At 63.2% G+C, this 22,297-nt stretch carries 17 protein-coding genes; 7 read left to right on the forward strand and 10 right to left on the reverse strand.

Annotated features, from left to right (window positions below; translation table 11 throughout):
- The coding region (locus OIK40_RS00005; RefSeq protein WP_273675152.1) for a cadherin-like domain-containing protein at window positions 1-1,788 on the reverse strand (1,788 nt) is incomplete at its 3' end.
- 527 nt (window positions 1,789-2,315) lie between these two features.
- Between OIK40_RS00005 and OIK40_RS00010 the strand changes: the two genes are divergently transcribed.
- Window positions 2,316-2,978, forward strand: coding sequence for a hypothetical protein (locus tag OIK40_RS00010; protein WP_273675154.1), 663 nt, complete (start codon window positions 2,316-2,318; stop codon window positions 2,976-2,978).
- A 127-nt stretch (window positions 2,979-3,105) separates the two neighbouring features.
- Here OIK40_RS00010 and OIK40_RS00015 read toward each other — a convergent pair whose 3' ends face one another.
- Both OIK40_RS00015 and OIK40_RS00020 read right to left on the reverse strand, forming a co-directional pair.
- Complete coding sequence (locus tag OIK40_RS00015; protein WP_273675156.1) at window positions 3,106-4,458, reverse strand: sensor histidine kinase; 1,353 nt, start codon at window positions 4,456-4,458, stop codon at window positions 3,106-3,108.
- On the reverse strand, window positions 4,455-5,111 hold the full coding sequence (locus OIK40_RS00020) for a response regulator (RefSeq protein WP_273675157.1): 657 nt from the start codon (window positions 5,109-5,111) through the stop codon (window positions 4,455-4,457). Before OIK40_RS00020 ends, OIK40_RS00015 begins: the two co-directional genes overlap by 4 nt.
- Before the next feature lie 103 nt (window positions 5,112-5,214).
- On the opposite strand from OIK40_RS00020, the gene OIK40_RS00025 reads away from it, so the two are divergent.
- From OIK40_RS00025 to OIK40_RS00035, 3 genes are read left to right on the forward strand one after another with little or no spacing between them, the layout of a single operon-like run.
- On the forward strand, window positions 5,215-6,306 hold the full coding sequence (locus OIK40_RS00025; RefSeq protein ID WP_273675158.1) for an efflux RND transporter periplasmic adaptor subunit: 1,092 nt from the start codon (window positions 5,215-5,217) through the stop codon (window positions 6,304-6,306).
- A gap of 6 nt (window positions 6,307-6,312) precedes the next feature.
- Window positions 6,313-9,426, forward strand: coding sequence for an efflux RND transporter permease subunit (locus OIK40_RS00030; protein WP_273675159.1), 3,114 nt, complete (start codon window positions 6,313-6,315; stop codon window positions 9,424-9,426).
- The gene (locus OIK40_RS00035; RefSeq protein ID WP_273675161.1) at window positions 9,423-10,652 is read left to right on the forward strand and encodes a TolC family protein; all 1,230 of its coding nucleotides are present in this window, start codon (window positions 9,423-9,425) and stop codon (window positions 10,650-10,652) included. The genes OIK40_RS00030 and OIK40_RS00035 overlap by 4 nt, the downstream gene beginning before the upstream one ends.
- 85 nt (window positions 10,653-10,737) lie before the next feature.
- Here the strand turns inward: OIK40_RS00035 and OIK40_RS00040 are convergent, their stop codons facing one another.
- A complete protein-coding gene (locus OIK40_RS00040; RefSeq protein ID WP_273675162.1) occupies window positions 10,738-14,109 on the reverse strand; it encodes a TonB-dependent receptor domain-containing protein in 3,372 nt (1,123 codons plus the stop codon).
- Window positions 14,110-14,520: 411 nt separating this feature from the next.
- Here OIK40_RS00040 and OIK40_RS00045 point away from each other — a divergent pair, with 411 nt between their 5' ends.
- A complete protein-coding gene (locus OIK40_RS00045) occupies window positions 14,521-16,179 on the forward strand; it encodes an acyl-CoA dehydrogenase family protein (protein ID WP_273675164.1) in 1,659 nt (552 codons plus the stop codon).
- Here OIK40_RS00045 and OIK40_RS00050 read toward each other — a convergent pair.
- Window positions 16,176-16,640, reverse strand: coding sequence for a response regulator (locus OIK40_RS00050; RefSeq protein ID WP_273675166.1), 465 nt, complete (start codon window positions 16,638-16,640; stop codon window positions 16,176-16,178). The genes OIK40_RS00045 and OIK40_RS00050 overlap by 4 nt on opposite strands.
- A gap of 150 nt (window positions 16,641-16,790) precedes the next feature.
- On the opposite strand from OIK40_RS00050, the gene OIK40_RS00055 reads away from it, so the two are divergent.
- On the forward strand, window positions 16,791-17,594 hold the full coding sequence (locus OIK40_RS00055; protein ID WP_273675167.1) for a tyrosine-protein phosphatase: 804 nt from the start codon (window positions 16,791-16,793) through the stop codon (window positions 17,592-17,594).
- Window positions 17,595-17,651: 57 nt separating this feature from the next.
- Complete coding sequence (trxB, locus tag OIK40_RS00060; RefSeq protein WP_273675168.1) at window positions 17,652-18,623, forward strand: thioredoxin-disulfide reductase; 972 nt, start codon at window positions 17,652-17,654, stop codon at window positions 18,621-18,623.
- A gap of 17 nt (window positions 18,624-18,640) precedes the next feature.
- On the opposite strand, the gene OIK40_RS00065 is transcribed toward trxB, so the two are convergent.
- The 5 genes from OIK40_RS00065 to OIK40_RS00085 all read right to left on the reverse strand — a co-directional run.
- Entirely contained in the window at window positions 18,641-19,066 is a 426-nt protein-coding gene (locus OIK40_RS00065) for an MAPEG family protein (protein WP_273675169.1), read from the reverse strand.
- A gap of 13 nt (window positions 19,067-19,079) precedes the next feature.
- Entirely contained in the window at window positions 19,080-19,532 is a 453-nt protein-coding gene (locus tag OIK40_RS00070; protein ID WP_273675170.1) for an MAPEG family protein, read from the reverse strand.
- 72 nt (window positions 19,533-19,604) lie between these two features.
- Entirely contained in the window at window positions 19,605-20,213 is a 609-nt protein-coding gene (locus OIK40_RS00075) for a class I SAM-dependent methyltransferase (protein WP_273675171.1), read from the reverse strand.
- 53 nt (window positions 20,214-20,266) lie between these two features.
- A complete protein-coding gene (locus OIK40_RS00080; protein ID WP_273675172.1) occupies window positions 20,267-21,481 on the reverse strand; it encodes a BtaA family protein in 1,215 nt (404 codons plus the stop codon).
- 79 nt (window positions 21,482-21,560) lie between these two features.
- The coding region (locus OIK40_RS00085; protein WP_273675174.1) for a threonine ammonia-lyase at window positions 21,561-22,297 on the reverse strand (737 nt) is incomplete at its 5' end.

Below are 22,297 nucleotides of genomic sequence, written 5' to 3' on the forward strand. Positions count from 1 at the left end.
ATCGGCGCCGTTGTCGCCATTGGCCTCGGCATCGGTGATCACGTTGCCGCTGGCCGACACCGCACCGCCTTCGGTCAGGCTGTCCGTATCATCCGCCGCGCTCGGCACATCATCGATGATCGAGATAGTGACGGTGTCGCTTGCAACATCTCCGTCGAGGTCGACCACCACAATGTCGAAGGGGAACTCGGTGCCGTCGGGGTCGAGAGTGTTGTCGTTTAGGGTGTAGGTGTAGGTGATGCTGCCTTCACCTGTTGCCGGGTCATAGCTGTAGGCGGTGACGACCAGCGTGCCGGTGCCGTCCGAAACAATCGTCTGAGGGAGAGCATCCGGGGTAAGCACGACCCCCGCAATCGTCACACTGGCAACGCCATCGGGCGATTCGAAGGTGATGGTGCCGGTGGTCGCTTCGTTATTGCCGTCAAAGTCGGAGCCGGCGGGCTCGCCATCGCGGCTTGGCAGATGCGGTTCGCGCACCACCGTGCCATCTCCGGTTTCGGGGACGAAGGTGATGGTGTCCTGAGCGTCATCGATCGTGATAGTCAAGGTGGCGGTATCGGTGTCGCCGTCGCCATCGCTCACCCTGTAGGTAAATACCTCAGTCACGCCACCGGGCGTGTTGAAATTGCGTGTGTAGCTATAGCTGCCATCGGCGTTGAGGACGAGCGTGCCATAGGTGCCGTCGATGGTAAGGGCGCCTTCCGACAGAGCGGTCAGATTGTCACTATCGGTACCAGCGGCCGTCACGGTAATCCCGTCGGCTCCCGGCGTATCGGCTCCGCCATCTCCTTCGCTGTCGGTCAGCACATTTCCGGTGGCGGGCCCGAAGGTTGCTGCGGGAATGCTGTCGATGTCGTCGCTCGCGCTCGGCACATCGTCGACGATTTGCACATCGATGCTGGCGGTTGCGAAGGACCCGTCAGTGTCTTCGGCAGTGACATTGAGCACCCGTAGAACGGAGTCCTCGCCTAGTTCGGCATGCTCGAGCGTATTATCGAGGAGCGTAACCCTGAAGCTGAAGGTGGCTGCGACAACCGAGTCGCCACCACGTCCCGAGACCGGCGTCCAACCCGTGATCACAACGGAATAGGTTCCGTCATTCGCGACTTCGACAGGGCCGGCGAAGCTTCCGCCGACCACCACGCTGACGCCGTTGACCTCGACCGTAGCAAGGCCGTCCGGTGCGCTTACGCCAAAACTGCCTTCCGCGACCACCGGGTCGCTGCCGTCCGAGCCGTCTGCGAGATCATCCTCGTCCAGTACAACCTCAGGCGCTTCGCTATCCAGTCCGAAGATAACCACTTCCTCGTCGCCTGCGGGGACGGGAATGACCTCTTCTTCAACTTGCAGCGCGGTCGGAAGTTCTGTGTAAGGAAGAAGATCCCCCAGATCGAAAGCGGCCTGAATATCTCCCGGATCAACCGCAAAATTGCCCCCTGAACTCGGGTTCGGACCCGCTGCCGGTTCGGGTTCGTTACCGACGAGAAGCGCTGCGACGTTCGCCGGGGGGATCGGGGTGCCGCCAACCACGATCTGCGGCACCTGAATGACGCCATCCGGTACAACGATCCTTGTTCCGTCGGTCAGTATGATGACGAGATCCGGGCCGTCAGCTTCGAACCGTTCGATCTCCTGCCCTTCGGCAAGAACGACGATGTTGTCGTTGGCGGTCGGAGCAACCTGCGCAGTTTGCCGCGAAGCCTGCGGTTCTAAACCGGAGAACGACGTCTGCGAAGCCATCTCGGCGTCGCCCAGTTCGCCACCAAAGGCGCCCAGATCCTCGTTCATTCTTACCCCTCCTCGTCAAGGCGAGGATTTCCTCCTCGCGCGACTGCAATGCTCGCAGCGCGAAATGTCCCAGCAAGGAGTTGTCCGGAGCAATCCGGTTGTACCGGTTGCTCGTTGTCCCAAGCAGCGTACGTGCGCCGCGACCCAATTCTAAACCGAAGGATTAATTCAAATTACCGAACTGTAAACTATGTTGACTCCTATCATGAGGGCTATTGTGTCAATTACGGACATGATGAAGGGCAAATTCGAACAACGCCGTTCCGGCGAGATTTTATGCCTGAGCGGATCTTCGGATGACAATCAGGTCGTTGTAAAACAACAATAACGAGGCTCAAGCGATTTGACGGCGTTTGCCTGCAGGTGAAAGCATTCGGCCATTGAAAGGGATGTATCGGCATCAGCCATAGTCGGCGATGCTGGACGATTATTTTGCTAAGGCGTAAGCTGCGAACCGCGCAAAATTAACCATTTGAGCCGCTGCGACTCGGAGTCAGCGGTATCGATTTGGGTGAGTCGAAAGCAAAATGGCAGCCGACGGACAGAATGATCGATTAAGCGGAGAAGAGATCTTTATGATCTTGCTTCTTGTTATCGTGATCCCTGTCATGTTGTTTGCGATCAATTTCGATTCTTGGCCGCAGGTAGACCGACAGCTGTATCGAGCTTCTCGGGCAGAAAGCGTCCGGACGGGTATTGCGAAATACGCATCCCATCAAACGCCGTCAGAGCTTAGCCCATTAAGCGCCGATGAAGCTGAACAGGCGCGGCCCTTGCCTGGCCGAGATCAAATGATTCGGGAGGGGTTGGAGGCGGCGGCTGATACCGCTCAAGTTTCTCCCGAGAAGGAAAGCCTTCTACTTTCGCTGATACCCAGCGACTTCTCGTTAAACGGAGATGGAGGCCCTTCGGCTGTGTCGCAAGCAGCTTACGAGCAAGTGAAAATCAAAAAACCGCTTCTTGTGAATGGGGAAAAGGTTGGGAATATAGAAATATACATCAATAGCGATGGTGATCCTTCGGTGGATATGAAGGAATTTGTAAAACCATCCATTCGTGAAAATATGAAGAACTTTCAAATCGCATCTCGACTATCCGAGAAGGGTATCGTAAGATTCAAAGAGTTGCGCGAATTTGGAATTGATTTTCGTTATTCTCCAACAGAAGATGTTATAATTCTAAATCCTTAGTTTGATGCCATTCAGGTGCCCTATGTGGCGGCTGAACCCATGAAGATTCCGTGCCCTGTGTGTTTCTGATTGAGCCTTCACAAAGGGAGAAGAGGCCGGTCTTCTCGTTTTGCCGGCCGCAATCGTCTTATCTGGCCGAGCAATCGAGCGTTGCTGTCAGGCCATGTTCGCCATTGGCCAGCACCAGACGCACATCCATCGCTTCGGCGAGATCGCGCGCGATGGCCAGACCGAGGCCGGAACCGGGCATTTGCGGATCAAACCGCGTGCCGACCTCGAAGGCCTTGTCCAATGCATCGGGAGGGATGCCCGGACCGTCGTCCGTCACCGAAACCCGCATACCGCCCTGCCTGTCGCAGACAAAATGCAGGCAGACATCGCGGCGTGCCCATTTGCCCGCATTGTCGAGCAGAATCGAAAGCACTTCGGCAAAATCGATCGGGTCGAGGGGCAGGGTCATTTCTTCGCAGCCGTCGGTCTGCAAGGTGAAGTTCCTGTCAGGGTGGAGCCGTTCCATGGCCCGCAGGATCGGCAAGGCAATATCGGGCACCACCACCCCGCGGCCGGACGGCTTCTTACCCGCCGCCGAACGTGCCCGGGCAAGCTGGTATTCGATTTGCTGCTCCATCGCTCGCGTCTGATCGAGCAGCAGCGCGCCCGTGGCGCCAGCGTCTTGGCGTGCGGCAAGACGCTCTGCCTCGTCGGTTATGATCGCCAGCGGCGTGCGCAACGAATGGGCGAGATTGCCCGCCTGGACCCGCGATCGCGCGATCATCGCTTCGTTCTGGTGCAGATAGGCGTTGAGATCATTCGCAAGCGGCGCGATCTCGATCGGATACTCGCCTTCCAGATCTTGCGTCTCTCCGCGTCGCAACCGGGCGAAAGCGTAGGACAGCCGGTCGAGCGGGCGCAGGCCGAAGGAAATGATCGCCATGCCTGTTGCAACCAGCAGCGCAGCAAGGCCCGCCAGCCACAAGCTCAGATCGCGGGTGAAGGCGCCGGTCAGCCGGTCTAGCTCGCTCTGGTCGGTGGCGATGACGAAATGGATATCCTCTCCGGCGGGCCCCTTGCGGGTAAAGCCGTAAGTGATCGCGGGACCAGTTGGGCCGCTTTCCAGATCGTGCAGGATTTCGGGCGAGTGGGCGATCCTTTCATCAAGGCTGCCGCGCGTCATCGAGCGGGAGCGGAGCGGTTCATGCCCGGCTGCGGTGACCTGCCAGTAGAAGCCCGACAGCGGCTCTTCATAGCGCGGATCGGACAGGGGACGGCTGAGGCGCAGCGTGCCGTCCGGAGCAAACTCGGTCAGACGGCCCAGTTCGCGGACATGGACCTCCAGCTCCTCGTGATAGGATTGCTCTATATGGCTACTGAAGATGCCGATTGCGGAAAACCAGATCGCGCCGATGCCCAGGATCACCCACAGGCTGACCGCAAGCAGGAAGCGCAGCCGCAGGCTGCCGGGGACGGGTAGGCGGATCATGACCCGAAACGATAGCCCATGCCGCGTAGCGTGACGATCCGGTCCCGCCCGATCTTGCGGCGCAGACGGCCGATCAGCACCTCGACAGTGTTGCGTTCCCGTTCGTCATCCAGCGCGTAGAGACCATCGAGGATCTCGTCCTGCGAGAGCACTTGCCCGGTGCGACGGAGGAACAGGTGCAAAAGACGGAATTCCTGACGGCTGAGCGTTAGCTGTTCGCCGGCCAGGGTTACTATCCGGGTCAGCGGATCCAGCATCAGGTCGCCTGCGGTAATCGCGGTGCTGCGCGATCCCTGCTGCCGCCGGAACAGGGCGTTCAACCGGGCTAGCAGTTCCTCGAAACGCACCGGCTTGACCACGAAATCGTCGGCACCTGCATTCAGCCCTTCGACCTTGTCCTGCCAGCTGCCGCGCGCGGTGAGGATCAGGATCGGGGTTTCTACCCGCCGGTCGCGCCAGTGGCGCAGAAGGTCGAGCCCGCTGCCGTCGGGCAGGCCGAGATCGAGGATGATTGCCGCCATCCGGTCGACGTCCGGCCAGTCTTCGGCTTCGCCACGGCTGCGGGCCAGTTCGACTGCGAAATCGGCCGCACGCAGGCGATCGCTCAGGCGGTGGCCGAGTTCCGGATCGTCTTCGACAACAAGCAGGCGCATGATTGGCCGGTTCCTTCCTGTCGCCGGTATTGCGGCATGAAACTGACAAGAAGCTGCCAGACTGACAAGTTCCTGTCAGCTTCGCGGTTCACAAGCCGCCCCCATGACCACGCACCTCATCGTCCCCGTTGCCGTTATGGCGGCGCTCTCAGCCTTGTCGGCCTGTTCCTCCCCCCCTGCGGAGCAGAGCGGCGATGCCACGGCAAAGCCTACTGCGGCGAGCGGATTGGCGATCGAGACTGCGGTTGCAAGGGAGGTCGAAAACGTCCCCCTCGGCAGCGCGCCCGGAACCATCGTCCTCCCCCCGGAGGCCCGGGTGGCAGTCACCGCGCCGTTTTCCGGTGCGGCGGTGCGGGTCTATGTGATCGAAGGCCAGCAGGTCAGCCGTGGCGACGCGCTCGCATTGGTGCGCGCGAGCGAGCCGGTGCAGATCCGCGGCGAGCTGGCACGCGCGCAATCGGCGGCAAATCTTGCCGAGGCCCGCGCCAAGCGACTTTCCCAGCTCGCCGAGGAAGGCGTCATCGCCCTCGCGCGCGCCGACGAGGCGGCGGCCGAGCTCGAGCAGGCGCGTGCAAGTGTCGCCGAATTGTCGCGACTGGTGTCGCTGGGCGGGGTGGGGCCGGACGGAACCATGACGCTGCGCGCGCCGATTGCCGGACGGCTTGCGCATGTCGGCGTCGAAACCGGGGGCGGGATCGATGCGCTGGCGGCGCCATTCGTGATCGAGGCGGCCGGCGCCTATCAGGTCGAACTGCAATTGCCCGAGCAAATGGCGCGCAAAGTCCGACCCGGGATGGCGGTGGAGATCGCGCTGGCAGGAGGCGAGAGCGAGGCGGCTCCCGTCGGAGGGCGGATCATCGCGGTCGCCCCGTCGATCGATCCGGTCAATCGTTCAGTCATGGCGCGCGCCAGCATCGGCGCAGCACCGGGCATCATCGCGGGGCGCAATGTCAGCGTGACGATCCTTGGGCAAGGCAGCGGCATCGCGGTGCCTGATGCCTCTGTGACCCGGATCGATGCCAAGGACCATGTCTTCGTGCGCAAGGCCAGCGACAAGCAGGGCGGGTGGGAAAAGCGCGCCGTCGAAATCCTTGCGCGAAGCGGCGGGGAGGCCGTCATCGCCGAAGGGTTGGCGGCGGGCGATGTGGTTGCCGCCAGCAGTATTGCCGAACTCAAAGCTGCGAACGCGGAGTAGCGGGCGATGCTTGATAAACTTGTCGAACGCGCGCTGACCCTGCGCTTTGCCGTGCTCGGGATTGCCGCGTTGCTTGCAGGGTTGGGCGGCTGGTCGTTTCTCAACCTGCCGATTGATGCCTTTCCCGACATCAGCACCACGCAGGTGAAGATCATCCTCAAGGCCCCCGGCATGACGCCCGAGGAGGTCGAGAGCCGGGTTGTCACTCCGATCGAAATGGAAATGCTCGGCATTCCCGACCAGACCGTGCTGCGGTCGGCTGCCAAATACGCGATCGCCGACATCACGATCGACTTCACCGACAGCACCGACATCTACTGGGCGCGTCAGCAGGTGGCCGAACGGCTCAGCGCGGTGATGGCCGATCTGCCGCCGAGCGTTGAGGGCGGGCTGGCGCCGATTTCCACGCCGCTGTCCGAGATGTTCATGTTTACGCTCGAAGGCCCGCAGACGTTGGCCGAAAAGCGCCGGGTGCTCGACTGGACGATCCGTCCGGCCCTGCGCACGGTCCCCGGCGTGGCCGACGTTAATGCGCTGGGCGGTTTTGTCGAAACCTTCGAAGTCGCGCCCAACAGTGCCGCGCTGGCCGCTGCGGGTCTGTCGACGGGCGATCTTGCCGCCGCAATCGTGGCCAGCAACCGCAATGACGGCGCAGGGCGCCTCACCAGCGGCGAGGAAGCGCTGATCGTGCGCGCCACCGGAGCGATCCGGAATCTCGATGATCTTGCCGCCGTGGTCGTGCGGGCCGAAGGCGGCGCGGTGGTGCGGGTTGGCGATGTTGCGCAGGTGCGCACCGGCAGTCTCACCCGCTACGGCGCAGTCAGCAAGAACGGCGAAGGCGAGGCGGTGCAGGGACTCGTCATCGGCCTGCGCGGGGCGGATGCGGCCAAGGTGGTCGAAGGGGTCAAGGCGCGGCTTGAAGAGATCAAGCCGAGCCTGCCCGCAGGGATGAGCGTGGATGTGTTCTACGACCGCTCCGATCTCATCACACGCGCTGTCGGCACCGTCGAATCCGCGCTGCTGGAGGCCACCGTGCTGGTGGTGATCCTGCTGCTGCTGTTCTTGGGCGACGTGCGCGCTTCGGTGATCGTCGCGCTGGCGCTGCCGATGGCGGTGCTGCTGACCTTCATTTTCATGCGCGCGGCCGGGCTGACCGCCAACCTCATGAGCCTCGGTGGACTGGCCATTGCGGTGGGCATCCTCGTCGATGGCGCGGTGGTGGTGGTCGAAAACGTGGTCGAACGATTGTCCGACCCGAAACATGCGTCGTCCAGCAAGCTCCACAATGTCTTCATGGCCGCCGCAGAAGTGGCCAAGCCGGTTGCTGCGGGCCTTGCGATCATCGCTATCGTGTTCCTGCCGCTGCTCACGCTCGAAGGGCTTGAAGGCAAGCTGTTTAGCCCCGTGGCGCTGACGATCGTGCTGGCGCTGGCCTCTGCGCTGCTTTTGTCGCTGACACTGGTGCCGGTGCTTGCCTTCTATCTGCTCAAGATAAAGGTCGATGCCGACGGGCACCACCACGAACCCTGGCTGATGCGGCAAATCGGGCCGCGATACCATGCGCTGTTGGCCGGTGCATTCGCGCACAAGACCCGTGTGTTCGTGCTGGCGGGTGTCGGCCTGGTGCTGGCGGGCGGGGCCTATGCGGTGACTGGCAAGACCTTTCTTCCGGTCATGGATGAAGGATCGGTGATCGTACAGCTTACCAAGCTGCCTTCGGTGTCTCTCGCCCATAGCGTCGATGGCGACATGAAGGTTCAGCGCGCGATTTTGGAACAGGTGCCCGAAGTCGAAGCGGTGGTCGCACGGGTGGGTTCGGACGAACTTGGCCTTGATCCGATGAGCCTCAATGAAACCGACAGCTTCCTGAAACTGCGCCCGCGCGAGGAATGGCGCGTGCACGACAAGGAGTGGCTGCTAGGCGAATTGCGGCAGGTGATGGAGGCTTTCCCGGGTATCGAGCCGACCTTCACCCAGCCGATCGAGATGCGCACCTCGGAAATGCTGACCGGTGCGCGCGGCGATCTGGCGATCAAGCTGTTCGGCCCGGACACGGCAGAATTGGCGCGGCTGGGCGGGGCGATCCAGAACCGGCTCGAAGCGATCGAGGGCACCAGCGAGGCAATGACGCTGGCCAATGACCGGGTGGATTACCTGCTGGTCGATATCGACCGGGTGGCAGCGGGCCGCGTGGGCATGCCGGTGTCCGATTTGCAGGACATGATGCGTGCCCAGGTCGAAGGCGTGCGCGCCGGGGTGGTTGCCGAGGGTATCCGCCGCGTGCCGATCGTGCTGCGCGGCGATGCGGGCACGGGCAATCTCGATTCGCAGCGGTTTTCCGATCTGGTTTACCGTTCGCCTACCGGACAGCTGGTGCGTGCCAGCGATGTTGCGCGCATCAGTCAGGTTGAAGGGCCGGTTAAGCTCGAACACGAAAACGGTTCGCGCTTCGCGATGGTGCAGGCCTTTGTCTCGGGCCGTGATCTGGTCGGCTATGTCGAAGATGCCAAGGCCGACATCACCGCCAATGTGCCGCTGCCGCCCGGCTACCGGCTGGAATGGGGCGGGCAGTTCGAAAACCAGCAACGCGCCTCGGCCCGTCTTCTGGTGGTGCTGCCGGTGGCGATCGGGCTGATCTTTGCGGTGCTCTATTTCAGTATCGGTTCGGTGCGGGCATCGCTCCTGATTCTCACCAACATTCCGTTTGCTGCGGTTGGCGGGATGATCGCGCTGGCCGTGTCGGGGGAATATCTGTCGGTGCCGGCCTCTGTCGGGTTCATCGCCCTGCTTGGTATCGCGGTGCTCAACGGGCTCGTCATGGTGACCTATTTCCGCCAGCTGCGTGCATCGGGAATGCCGCTTGCGCAGGCCGTCAGGCGGGGGGCGGAGAGGCGGCTGCGGCCGGTGCTGATGACAGCGAGCATCGCCGCCTTCGGCCTTGTCCCGCTGCTGTTCGCCACGGGCCCGGGTTCGGAAATCCAGAAGCCGCTTGCCATCGTCGTGATCGGCGGCCTGGTGTCGGCCACGCTGCTCACGCTGGTGCTGTTGCCGATCCTCTATGAGCGCTTCGGCGAAGGTCCGCAGGATCATTCCGACGAACTGCCGGAGGCCAGCGCATGATCCGCCGCCTTTTCCTCGCCGCGCCGGTGGCATGCCTGATTGCCGTGCCGCTTGCTGCCGAGCCCGGTCTGCCGCCGGCCGAAGCGGTTGAGGTCGCGCTTTCGCAGCATCCGAGCGTGATCGCCGCCCATGCACGGTTGGAAGCCGTGCAGGCCCGCGCCGACGGGATTGCCAAAGGGCCTTACGAATTCACCGTGCAGGGCACCTACCAGCGCCGCGATGTCAGCGGCGGCAAACAGTTCGACGAATATGACGCGCAGTTGAGCCGTCCGATCCGCCTGCCCGGCAAGGCCCGTCTCGACCGGGCAATCGGGCGCTACGGTACCGAGGTGGCGGAGAATGTCGCCGAGGATGCCAAGCACGAGGCAGCATTGCTCCTCGCGGCGCACTGGTTCGACTGGCTTTCGGCTTCATCGCAGGCTGCGGTCGATCGGGCGGCGGCAAGCAATTACGAGGCCGCGCTGGCGGCGGTCGAGCGGCGGCACAGCTTGCGCGACGCGGCGCAACTTGACGTTGATCGTGCCGCCGCGATGCTGGCCGAGGCGCGCCGCGCGCTGGCTGAATCCGAAGGTCTGGCGGCGGTCGCGCGCAAGCGGCTTGAGACACATTTCCCCGCCTTACCCCTGCCGGTCGATGCGCCCGAAATGCCATTGCCGCAAATCGCCGATGCGCGGCTGTCGCAACTGGGCGATCTGGTGGTCGTCAACAGCCACATGATCGCCGCCGCGGAGGCGGAAGCTGCGCGCATGGGTGCGGTCGCCGCGCGTGCGCGGGCAGACCGGATTGCCGATCCGACGGTCGGCATCCGCTTGTTTTCCGAATTCGGCGGGCTTGAGCGCGGCGCAGGGGTGGTGCTGAGCATGCCGCTTGGCGGCGGGCATCGCCGCGCACTTGCAAGCGAGGCCGGCGCAGGCGCCTCTGCCGCGCGTGCCGATGAACAGCTTGCGCGTTACGAGGTGTCCGAAACCGCCGAGGCCGACATGACCGAGGCGCGTTTCCGCATGGCGACTTGGCAGCGTGCCCGCGAAAGCGTGGAAGCGCAGATGGCGGCGCTCGATAAGATGCGGCGTGGACATCAGTTGGGCGAAATCGATCTGGCCGATCTGCTGCTGGCCGAACGGATGGTGCATGATGCCTTCCGCACCGAAGCCGGCGCACGGGCCGAGGCAATTCGCGCAATCACCAAGCTCAGGATCGATGCCCACGACCTGTGGCTCGGCGATTGAGGCAGGACGTTTTGATACCCCGAAAATGAAGCGGCGGAGCAGGCTGTGCCCGCTCCGCCGCCGGTATTTGCCTTGCGACGCCCGATTACATCGAGGCACGCACCCCGAGGAAGAAGAACGTCCCCACCGGGCTCACCGGGAAGGCCTGTTCGGTGATGAACGGCTTGCGGTTGAACACGTTGTTCACCCCGCCATAAACCTCGAAATTCGCGCTCGCTTCGTAGCTGAAGGCGATGTCGTGGATGAAGGCGTTGCTGGACAGGCCATTCTGGGGCGAGAAGGTGTCTTCCCCGGTTGGGCCGACTTCCTCGATGTCCACCGCGCGCAGGCCCTGACTGTCGAGGAACGTAGTCGCCCAGGTCAGGTTCAGCCCCTTCCAGTCCCAGGTCAGCGCGGCGCGGCCGGCCCATTCGGGACGCTGCAACTCGCCCAGTTCGGGATCGATGAAAGTCAGATCGGCGGGATCGGGGAAGTCGTTGAGCTTGTCCACCCATGTGCCGCTGGCGTTGAGGGTGAAGCCGTGCTCGCCCAGATCGAAGCCGTAACGCAGCGCCGCTTCGATCCCGGCAGTTTCCTGACGGGCGAAGTTGACCGAGGTCTGCCGCAGGAAGGTGAAGCCGCCGGTGTTGGGGTTGCGGGTGATGAGATCGCAGAACCCGTTATTGATGCTGGCGCTGTCGACGCAGTTGTCGACGATGTCCTGCGCTGCCACCGGGTTGATCGAATCCTCGATTTCGATGTTGTAGTAATCGACGCTGAGCACCAGACCGGGAATGAACGTCGGGGTGAGCTGCGCACCGACCGTCCAGGTGGTGGCGGTTTCTTCCTGCAGATCCGGGTTGCCGCTGATCGTGCCCGAGAAACGGGCGGTCAGCGGATCGACGTAGCTGTAATTGCCGGTGCCGAAGGTCGGATCGAAACCGATGCTCTGGAAGAACGCCGTGCAGTTGGCCTGCCGCAGCGCCGGATCGGGGCCGGTCACCAGATTGCCGATATCGCACGGATCGAACGGACGGAACGTGGTGCCCTGCGGCGGGTTGAACAGCTCGTTGATGTTCGGTGCCCGCACGGCCCGGGCATAGGTGCCGCGGAACAGGATGTCCCGGCTCGGCGCGTACAGACCGCCGACGTTCCAGGTGAAGGTGCTGCCGACCGTCGAGTAGTTCGAGTAACGGGCCGCACCGCTCAGTTCGAGCGTTTCGGCAAACGGCATCGCGGAAAGGATCGGCACGCGGACTTCGCCGAACAGGTCATAGACGGTGAATTCGCCGCCCGCGTTGCGCGCCGGGATGGTCGGGTCGAACACCAGCGAGGTCTGGGCATAGTCCAGATCGCTCAGCAGGTCGCCTTGGTTTGCGAAAGCCGTGGTGACCGGAACGACACCGCGGCTGAGCGGGTCGAAGGTCGAATTGCTGACTTCCTCGCGGAATTCGAAGCCCGCGGCAAAGCCGATCGGCCCGCCCGGCAGTTCGAGGAACGCGCCGGTATCACCGGTCAGGATCATGTCGAACACCAGCTGTTCCAGCCTGAACCGGTCGACGACCGTGGTAGTGATGAAGTCGATCGCATCCTGGCTGATGGCGCCCACGCCGCCGAGGATGTTGGCCGGACGGCATTGCCCGTCGCCGGGATTGAAAGTGAAGAAGCCCGGATCGCCCGCCGGAATGCCGAACGGCGTTGTCGCCGGCGGAGTGGGGTCGATGTCCGAACGGCAGATCGGGTTGCCCGCAGCGTCCGAGGTTACGTCGATCGCTGCGAACCAGCGGTCCATGATGACGCGGTTGGCATCGAAGCTGGTCTGTTCGAACCGGCCGTAATTGCCGCTGATTTCGTAGGACAGGTGATCGGTGATGTCGCCGCGCACACCGGCAACGAAGCGCCAGGTCTCGAATTCGTTGCGGTTGCGGTTGCGGCCCAGATCAGCCGGGTCGCGGGTGATGTAGAAACCGCGCTGGGATCCGTCGCCGAAGAACAGCTCACCAACATAGGGCGCGAGCGCGGGGGTGATGAAGGGGTTGTCCTCGCGGATCGTCAGCAGATCGTAGAAGGTGTTGGGCTGGGCCTGGGATTCCGCCGAGTTCGAGACGTACTTGCCCTCGAAGAAGAACTCGGCTTCCGACGAGATTTCGTAGGACAGGTTGACGTTGACAGACCAGCGCTCGGTCTCGGGGATCAGCGAGTTGACGTCGAAGTTGTTCTGGATGCCCGGTCCGCCGAACTGGTTGAACAGGCCGGTGATGGTTCCGTCCTGATACACGCCAACACTGCCGTCCGGATTGATGACCGCACAGCCCCCGGCAAGGCCGAAAGCGCCCGGATTGAACGTGCTGTTGAAGCCGACCGAGGATTCGAGACAATCGGGGATACCATTATTGTTGATGTCCGGCCCGTCGCTAAGGCCGATGTCACCCGGCGCGATCACACCGCCTGCCGAAGACAGGGAAAAGGTGGGCTGGCGCGCGATCAGGCGACGCGGTGCATTGGTTGAACGATCGACGAGCGCCAGTTCGGCCGGTGTCAGGTTGGGTGCGACGCCGAACAGGGCTTGGTAATCGGCGCGGAAATCGTCGAGTGCCGAGCCGGTCGGGATCAGGAAACCAGTCGGAAAACCGCCCTGGCCAACCGCGAAGAAGTTGCGGAAATTGGGCGTGTCGGCCGTGATATCACCCGCCTGGAAACGCAGCGCAGGGTTTGGCTGGTCATCGGCAAGGCCATTATTGCGAGAGAAGCGGCGATCGCCGAATTGCAGCTCGTCGTTGCGGGCGTATTCGCCCGAAATGGTCAAGTTGCCGCGACCGTCGGCGAAGTTCTTGCCCCAGGTCAGGTCGCCGTTGATGCGCCATGCATCGCCCTGCGAGGAAATGCCGGTCTGGATATTTCCTTCGAGACCCTCGAAATCTTCGCGCAGTACGAAGTTGACCACGCCGGTGACCGCGTCGGCACCGTAGATCGACGAGGCACCGCCGGTCAGCACTTCGACACGTTCGATCAGCGCGCTGGGGATCGATGTTACGTCGACCGCCTGCGCCCCTGCCACGCCCGACACGTGGCGCCGTCCATTGACCAGCACCAGTGTGCGGTTTGATCCCAGACCGCGCAGGTTGAGGATCGACTGGCCGACGGATTGCGAGAACACGCCATCGATCGACGCATCGGTCGAGGTCGAGGTCGACAGCGCGGGAATGTCACGCAGTGTGTCGACCACATCGGCGGTGCCGGAGCGTTGGAGTTCTTCCGCGGTCACCGCAAGGATCGGTGCGGCCGAGCCGATATTGGGATCACGGGCAATGCGCGAGCCGGTGACGACGATCTGGCCGTCATCCGCCTGCTCGGCATCGGTCATATCGGAAACTTCGTCTTGTGCATGCAACGCTGCAGGCGCCAGCGCCGAAACAAACAGTGCCGCGGCCAACGCGGGCAGGGATGAAGTCTGACGGGTGTGGGTCGAATAACGCATTGCGAGTCCTCGCGTTGGAAGTCCAAATTGTTTCGATCGGCACCGCTTTGCGCGGCATCCGACGTGCTGTTTCTATCCAGACCTATCCTGCGGATGCTTTGTCCGCAGAAAAGGGAATGGCCCGGACTGGTTCTTCCTGCGCGAGGCGCTGGCCAGGCTTTGCCCTGTGCCGGTCGCACTCGATGATTGTTATTGCTGCGTATTCCCGCAGCTTCGATATAGAAATTGCCGCAGGTGCCTGCGTTTCACAACCCGCCCCGCTTGCCGGAGCGGCAGATGAGCCGATTTTGACATCGGGGTGTAGCGATTGCGCAACACACCTGCGGTGGCCTTTGCCCGCCCCTGATCACTATCGACAGGTGGCGATTTTGCGACTTCGCGCGATGCGGTTCACTCTGCTAGCACCTTCTGATGAGCGAATGGATCGAAGAGGCACGCGCAGCTGTCGCCGCAGCACGCACATATTGCGAAGCGGTACGCAGCCGACTGGCGTTACGCGTTGCCCCCGCAGGCATCCCCGATGCGAGCCTGATCGAACGCGATCAACACATGGTGCACGGCTATGCATGGGCGGCCGCGACACTCGCCGCGCTGGAGGCGACGGTCGACTGGGCCGCGCGGGCGCGCGCCGGGGCGCGCTTCGGCACAGCGGAAGAACTGACGCTGCGGATCGGATTCGGGGAGGCGCTTGGCCAGCTTTCGTTCGGCCTGCCGATGAGCGCCAGCGAAATCGTGCGTCCCGCTGCCTTCGGCTGCGAGGCCGAAGCCCGCGTTCTGGCCGAAGACGCTTCGGTCGCGCGTTTGCTTGCCGAAGGGAGCACGCCTGAAACCCGCGCCGCCTTTGCCGCGCTGCTGGCCGAAGGCGTGCGCCCCGACGAAACGCTCGGCGACGAAACGCTGGATCTGGTGCGTGATCAGTTTCGTGCCTTTACCGCCGAAAGGATCACGCCGTTCGCGCATCAGTGGCATCTTGCCGACGCACTCATTCCCGATGACGTGATCGCCGAAATGGCGCAGCTGGGCGTGTTCGGGGTATGCATACCCGAGGAACATGGCGGGCTCGGGCTGGGCAAGCTGGCAATGGCGGTGGTGTCCGAGGAGCTGTCGCGCGGATGGATCTGTGCAGGCTCGCTGGGCACCCGTTCGGAAATCGCGGGCGAGCTTATCACCCACAATGGTACGCCCGAACAAAAGGCACATTTCCTGCCACGGATCGCCGATGGCTCGTGCCTGCCGACCGCCGTTTTCACCGAGCCTGATACCGGATCGGATCTTGCCGTAGTGCGCACCCGTGCAGAGCGGCAGGCTGACGGCAGTTGGCGGGTGACGGGGGCCAAGACCTGGATCACGCACGCCGGGCGCGCCGATCTCATGACGATGCTGGTGCGCACCGATACGGCCCAACCGGGCTATGCCGGCCTGTCGATGCTTCTGGCCGGGAAGAGCCGTGGCACCCTTGCCGCACCGTTTCCCGATGCGGGCATCGACGGCAGCGAAATCGAGGTGCTCGGCTATCGCGGGATGAAGGAATATGCGCTCGGGTTTGACGGGTTCGCGGTGCCGGCCGACGGTTTGCTCGGCGGCAGCGAAGGGCAGGGGTTCAAGCAGTTGATGCGCACCTTCGAAGGCGCCCGGATCCAGACCGCCGCACGTGCCGTAGGGGTGGCATGGAACGCCTTCGATCTCGCGCTCGACTATGCGTTGGGACGCAAGCAGTTCGGTCAACCGCTCACCGCATTTCCGCGCGTCGCTGACAAGCTGGCGCTGATGGTCGCCGACATTGTGATGGCGCGCGAGCTGACCTATTTCGCCGCCCGCGCCAAGGACCGTCAGGCGCGCTGCGATATCGAGGCAGGGATGGCCAAGCTGCTGGCCGCGCGCACTGCGTGGGCGGCTGCAGACAATGCGGTGCAAATCCACGGCGGCAATGGCTACGCGCTCGAATATCCGGTCAGTCGGGTGCTGTGCGATGCGCGGATTCTCAATATCTTCGAAGGCGCTGCCGAGATTCAGGCCCAGGTGATCGGGCGCGGGCTGCTGTCTGCCCAGACGCAGTCGAAGGCCGCCTAGAGCACGCGGCGGGGCATCTCCATTCGCGGCAGCTGGGCAAAGCCGCTCTCGATGGCGAGGGCGGTCTTGAGGTCGATATGGCGTGGACGGTCGCCCCGCAGGATAATGATCCTGTCGATCTTGCGCACCAGCAGCCCCGGATCGAACGGTTTTCTGATGTAATCCCGCGCGCCCGCATAGATCGCTTGCGTCTCGTCCGCATCGCCGTTCAGCGCCGTGAACATGATCACCGGCAGGTCGTAAAGCCGGGCCGATTGCCGCAGGCGGCGCAGCAGGCTGAGACCGGATTCGCCGGGCAGGGTCTGATCGAGCAGCAGGACATCGGGCCGCTTGCGCTGCACACAGTCCCAAGCCGCTTCGGCGCTGGTGACCCAGCCGCAGGCGTGACCGGCGTCGATCAGCACCTCGCTCGCCAGTTCAGCGACCAGTTCGTCATCATCGGCAATCAGGATACGGGCCAAGACGGGGCCTTTCGTCAGTTAACGTCAGGCTTCCCTGTTAACCAAGTCATGCTCAAGGCAGGATTGGCGCGGCCCCACGCAAATCTCCCTATAGCGGCGCGGCACCCCGCGCCTTGCCCCTGTCACCCGGCGCTGCCAGTGTCGTCCGCGATGATTCGTGACACCTCTCCCGCCGCTGCCGTTTCTCCGTTCCTGCCGACCGAAGGCATCCATAACCTGCGCGATTACGGCGGATATGCCGTGCCGGGCGGGGGCAGGGTTAAGACGGGCCTGCTGTTCCGTTCGGGCCAGCACATGGAAGCGAGCGATGCCGATCTCGATCTGATCGACCGGCTCGACATCCGCACCATTATCGACCTGCGCGGCGTGAGCGAGCGCGCGGGCTTTCCTTGCCGTCGCCATCCGCGCTTTGCCGCCGAAGTCATTGCGCATGATGGCGAAACCAGCAATTCCCCGCCGCATGAGGGCGGGGGCGGGCGCGTGATTATGACGCCGCAGAAAGCGCGTGAGCGGATGCTGGCGGTCTACACCCGCATGCCGGTGAACCCGGCCATGATTTCGATGTTCACCCGCTATTTCGCCGCGCTGGAAGAACGCGACGGGGGCAGCCTTGTCCATTGTTTCGCAGGCAAGGACCGCACCGGGATCGCGGCGAGCCTGCTGCTGCATGTGCTCGGCGTGCATCGCGACGACGTGGTTGCCGAATTCCTGCGCACCAATGATGCGCCGACCCGCGCGATCCTCGAACGCCAGTCGCTCCCGCGGATGGAGGCGCATTACGGCGCGATCGAACCCGAGGCGCTGCGTAACCTGATGGGTGTGCTGCCCGAATATATCGAGACCTATTTCGCCGAGGTCATGCGTGACCACGGCTCCATCGACAGATATCTCGCCACAAGATTAGGTGTGGACGAGGCAAGGAAAGAACGTCTGCGCAAGCGGCTGGTGGCGTGACAAGCGCGAACCTTCGCACCATATCGCGAGCCTGAGACAAGCAAGAGGCAACCCACCATGGCGACCCATCATACCAAGATGCTGATCATCGGCTCCGGCCCGGCAGGCTATTCCGCGGCGATCTATGCCGCGCGCGCCATGCTCGAACCGATCGTCGTGCAGGGCCTCCAGCCCGGCGGGCAGCTGACCATCACCACCGATGTCGAAAACTATCCCGGTTTCCGCGACGTGGTGCAGGGCCCGTGGCTGATGGAGGAGATGAAGGCGCAGGCCGAACATGTCGGCACGCGCATGATGTGGGACACGATCGTTTCGGTCGATCTGGAGAACGGCCCGCCGTTCCGCGCGATCGGTGACAGCGGCGATGAGTACATCGGCGAAACGCTGGTGATCTGCACCGGTGCCCAGGCCAAGTGGCTGGGCGTACCGGGCGAAATGGAACTGGGCGGCAAGGGCGTATCCGCCTGCGCCACTTGCGACGGGTTCTTCTATCGCGGGAAGAAAGTGGCGGTGATCGGCGGCGGCAACACCGCAGTCGAGGAAGTACTATACCTCACCAACCATTCCGACGACGTCACCCTGATCCATCGCCGCGATAGCCTGCGGGCAGAGAAGATCCTTCAGGAACGGCTGTTCAACAACCCGAAGATCACGGTGCTGTGGAACAAGGCGGTCGACAGCTTCGAGGCGGGCGAGGGCGGCATGCTCCACCACCTTGCACTTACAGACACCGCCACCGGTGAGGCTTCGACGCTTGAAGTCGACGGCGCATTTGTCGCGATCGGCCACGCGCCGGCGACCGAGCTGTTCAAGGGCAAGCTGCCGATGGATGATGGCGGCTATCTGCTGACCGAACCCGGCACACCCAAGACCGTGATCCCGGGCGTGTTTGCCGCAGGCGACGTGACCGATCATGTCTACCGCCAGGCGGTAACGGCGGCGGGGATGGGCTGCATGGCGGCGCTCGATGGCGAGCGGTTCCTCGCCGCGCGGGCCCATGCCGCCAAGGAAGTCGAGGCGGCGGAATAATCCGCCGCCCGTTCCTGTCAGTGGAACACCGCGATCCCCGCATGGAGGATCAGCGCCATCAGCACGAGGCTTGAAAGCGCATAAAGCGCAAAGCGGATCGCCACCTTGTTGATCGTCGCCTGGACGATCGAATGCAGCACCCGCAGGCCGACATAGGCCCATGCCAGCTGGGTGTTGAACCCGTCGCCCTCACCGACGATCGCCAGCACGATCGCCACCGCGTAAAACAGCGTGGGGGATTCATGCAGGTGATTGAAGTTGTTGGCCTTCCACTGCACATGTTCCGGCAGCAATGAACCCAGCGCGCCGGTGTTTCTGGCATCGTCGGGCTTGACCCCGGCCTTGGTCATCGCCGGGATGCGGGTGGCGTACATCCACAGCCACATCACCATCGTCCATGCCAGCAACGCGACGACGGGTTGAAGAATATCCATTCCGATCATGATCTTGCTCTCCTTAGGCCGGAAGCACCGAGGGGTCGGCCATCAATGTTGCGATAGCCGCGCGCACCGCCAGCACAATGAGCGCGATTGTGGCGAGGAAGAACAGGCCGAAGCGCACCGGAATGGTGTTCACGAGGTTCTGCCACAGCGAGTGGACGATCCGCACCGCAACATAGATCCACGCCAGCAGCACGTCGAACGAGGTCGGCCCCGTGATCGCGAGGATCAGCACGGTCGCGTAGAACAAGGTAGGCTGTTCGTGCAGGTGGGTGTGGTTATGCGCCGGCCAGTTGGCCTTGTCGGGAATTACCCCTTCAAGATCGTTGCCGCGCACGCCCTGCTTGCGGGGAAGGGCAGTCTTGTCGACCTTGGCCAAGGCACCGAAGCGCGCCGGAATGATCCACAGCAACACGATGAGCGTCCACACCACCAGCACGGCGGCAGGAGCCAGAATTTGCGCCTGCATCGATTGATCCCCTCTCGATAGCGTTTGTTGCCCGTCTACCTGCGGAAGGGAAGAACGATTGTCAATTGCAACCTATTGGGCGCGCAAAACGTGAAGCTGGTAATAGCCGAGCGGCCCGCGGGTGCTGGCAAGCGCCAGCCCGCGCGCAGCGGCAATGCGGGCGGCGGCATCGGCCATTTCGGTGCGGGGTTTCACGTGAAACTTTGCCAACCAGGCGCGTAAAAGCCCCGAAAACGGCCGAGATATGCCCGAAAGGTCGCCAAAATCGACGATATGCAGCTCTCCGCCCTTGGCCAGTTGGCCAGCCGCATGATCCATCGCAGCCTGCCAGTCGGGGATCATGGAGAGAGAATAGGACAGCACGATCCGATCAAAAGCAGGCTCGCCCAGGAGGCCGACTGGATCGAACGCACAGGCATCGCCTTCGCCCAGTCGCGCCGCATCGCCCAGTGTCGCCCGCGCGCTCTTGAGCATTTCGGACGAGATATCGAGGCCGTATAAGCGCACCCCGGGCCATGCCTTGCCGATCTTTGCAAGATTGCGCCCGGTGCCGCAGGCGACTTCCAGCACCCGCATGCCCGGCTTCGCATCCAGCCCCGCAATCAGCGTGTCGCGCCCGAACAGGTAATATTTGCGTGTGAAATCATAGATATGGCGCTGCCCACGATAGACCTCGTCCATCAGCGCCGCGTGCGAGGGGCCGGGGGAACCAGAGCCAGGGCTTCGGGATGCCATCACGCCAGCTCGTAAACATGCACCCCGCCATAGATCGACGAGCGATCGCGGCGGGTGAGATCGGCGGAGGTTTCCTCCAGATAACGCCACTTCGACAGGATCGCATCGTCCAGCCGTCCGGGCAGCAGGCTCGGTTCGGCGGCGGTTCGGAACAGCACCCGTGCACCCTTGCGGCTGGCGCGGGTGATGCGGGCCCACAATCCGTCAAGCTGGGCGTCGTTCATCCAGTCCTGCGCGTCGAGCAGCACGAAGCGGTCCATGCTTGCTTCCTCGCGCGCGCCGATCCAGTCGACTATATTGGCGCGGGTCACATCCAGACGATCGATCCGTTCGCGCATCGCATCCCAGTTGGCACGTTGGAGATAGGGCGGCAGCGGCGCATCCTCGCCCCGGCTATAGCCGCGCCCGAAAGCCTGCCATGCGAAGTAATTGTCCTTCACTTCGAAATCGCAGGCAAGCTTTTCCAGCCGCCGCCGCAGCACCTCGGCCATGCGTTCATCGCCTGCCAGATGTTCGAATTGTGCAGGCGGAATGCCGAGCCCGAACAGCGAGGCGGGCTGATCGGTCAGCCAGCGGATGAACTTCTTTTGGAACACCGGTGCCAGCTCGCGCTCGAACACCTCGCGCTGTTCCTCCAGCGTCTGCGCGGCAAGCACCTTCGACAGATCGATCTTGTAGAGTTTCGCAAAAACATGGGCCAAGCCGATGAAATTGCCGAGCAAACCCTTGCGGTAGATGCCGCGCGTGAAATAGGAGATGCGCCGCCGGCCGCGAATATCGCGCTTTTCCCAATAGGCGCGGCTTTCCGGGTCGAGATAGGGGGCGATCATCTCGCGATAGACCGCCGCGTTTTCCTTGTGATCGGCATGGGCGAAAAAGCGGTGAAAGCGTTCGTAATTGGGCAGGTGCCGGATCGCCGCGATCTTGAGCCTGCCTAGCGCGACATGCGCGCGGTTCAGGTCAACCGCGGTCACGCTTTCGGGGTTTGCCGTGAGATAGGACAGCGCGTTGCAGCTGCCGCTAGCGATGCACATGACGCGGCTGTCCGGCGCGATCGCCAAACCTTCCATGTCCACCACCGGATCTTCCCAGATCTGGGCATAGACCAGCCCTTTGAAAGCGAGAGCAAAGGCCTTGTCAAGCAGCTTGTCGCCGAGCCCCGCGTCCTTGCGGACCACCGCATCCTCGATGATCCGCTTTGCCTGTGTCGCCATGCGTCTGACCCGTTCTTCCGTTACGTCTCACGCAGATCATATGGCGTTAGCGTGTCGGCAATGTGACGCTTTCCACAGGCTAGTCGGCGCCGGCAATCGTTACCGCATAGGCTGCCGGATCGGCATTGCCGCCCGTGAGCATGATGACGGTGTCCCCGTCCACCGGCACCTTGCCTGCCAGTGCCGCCGCCAGCGCCGCCGCGCCGCCGGGTTCGACGACAAGGTGCAATTGCGAGAAGGCGAAGCGCTGTGCATCGCGCACCTCGGCATCGGTCACGGTAACGCCGGGTTCTGCCCGGCCCGATAGCAGCGCGAGATTGAGCGGTTTGGTGACATTGGGCTGGAGCGCATCGCAGATCGTCTTCGGCGCATCGGGCGCGGCATGGACCAGTTCGCCGGCGGCCAGCGCCTGCCCCACCATGTCCCAGCCCACCGGCTCTACCGGATGGACTGCGCTGTCCGGCGCACCCAGTGCCAGTCCCGCCGCCAGCCCGCCGCCGCCGCAGCAGGCGATGAAGCGCGAAGGCGCGCGGCCGAGCTGCGCGGTCGCCTCGATCGCGGCGCTGCCTTGCCCCTCGATCACCCACGGATCGCCAAAGGCGTGGACCAGCGTGCCGCCGCGTTGTGCGATCAGCTTTGCAGCCACTTCGTCGCGATCCTCGCCCGGGCGCTGGTAGAGCACCACCTCCGCGCCCAGCGCCTTGGTATTGGCCAGCTTCACCTCTGGCGCGTCATGCGGCATGACGATCGCGGCCTTGATGCCGAGACGCTTTGCCGCCCATGCCACGCCCTGCGCGTGGTTGCCCGATGATACGG

Origin of the sequence: Erythrobacter fulvus (genome assembly GCF_028595285.1) — a bacterium.
Taxonomy (GTDB): domain Bacteria; phylum Pseudomonadota; class Alphaproteobacteria; order Sphingomonadales; family Sphingomonadaceae; genus Erythrobacter; species Erythrobacter fulvus.

Coding starts and splice junctions, on each gene's coding strand:
- OIK40_RS00055 (WP_273675167.1), top strand. CDS start 16,791: ATGATTCGTGACACCTCTCCCGCCGCTGCCGTTTCTCCGTTCCTGCCG.
- OIK40_RS00070 (WP_273675170.1), bottom strand. CDS start 19,532: ATGCAGGCGCAAATTCTGGCTCCTGCCGCCGTGCTGGTGGTGTGGACG.
- OIK40_RS00065 (WP_273675169.1), bottom strand. CDS start 19,066: ATGATCGGAATGGATATTCTTCAACCCGTCGTCGCGTTGCTGGCATGG.
- OIK40_RS00075 (WP_273675171.1), bottom strand. CDS start 20,213: ATGGACGAGGTCTATCGTGGGCAGCGCCATATCTATGATTTCACACGC.
- trxB (WP_273675168.1), top strand. CDS start 17,652: ATGGCGACCCATCATACCAAGATGCTGATCATCGGCTCCGGCCCGGCA.
- OIK40_RS00045 (WP_273675164.1), top strand. CDS start 14,521: ATGAGCGAATGGATCGAAGAGGCACGCGCAGCTGTCGCCGCAGCACGC.
- OIK40_RS00080 (WP_273675172.1), bottom strand. CDS start 21,481: ATGGCGACACAGGCAAAGCGGATCATCGAGGATGCGGTGGTCCGCAAG.
- OIK40_RS00025 (WP_273675158.1), top strand. CDS start 5,215: ATGACCACGCACCTCATCGTCCCCGTTGCCGTTATGGCGGCGCTCTCA.
- OIK40_RS00020 (WP_273675157.1), bottom strand. CDS start 5,111: ATGCGCCTGCTTGTTGTCGAAGACGATCCGGAACTCGGCCACCGCCTG.
- OIK40_RS00035 (WP_273675161.1), top strand. CDS start 9,423: ATGATCCGCCGCCTTTTCCTCGCCGCGCCGGTGGCATGCCTGATTGCC.
- OIK40_RS00030 (WP_273675159.1), top strand. CDS start 6,313: ATGCTTGATAAACTTGTCGAACGCGCGCTGACCCTGCGCTTTGCCGTG.
- OIK40_RS00010 (WP_273675154.1), top strand. CDS start 2,316: ATGGCAGCCGACGGACAGAATGATCGATTAAGCGGAGAAGAGATCTTT.
- OIK40_RS00040 (WP_273675162.1), bottom strand. CDS start 14,109: ATGCGTTATTCGACCCACACCCGTCAGACTTCATCCCTGCCCGCGTTG.
- OIK40_RS00015 (WP_273675156.1), bottom strand. CDS start 4,458: ATGATCCGCCTACCCGTCCCCGGCAGCCTGCGGCTGCGCTTCCTGCTT.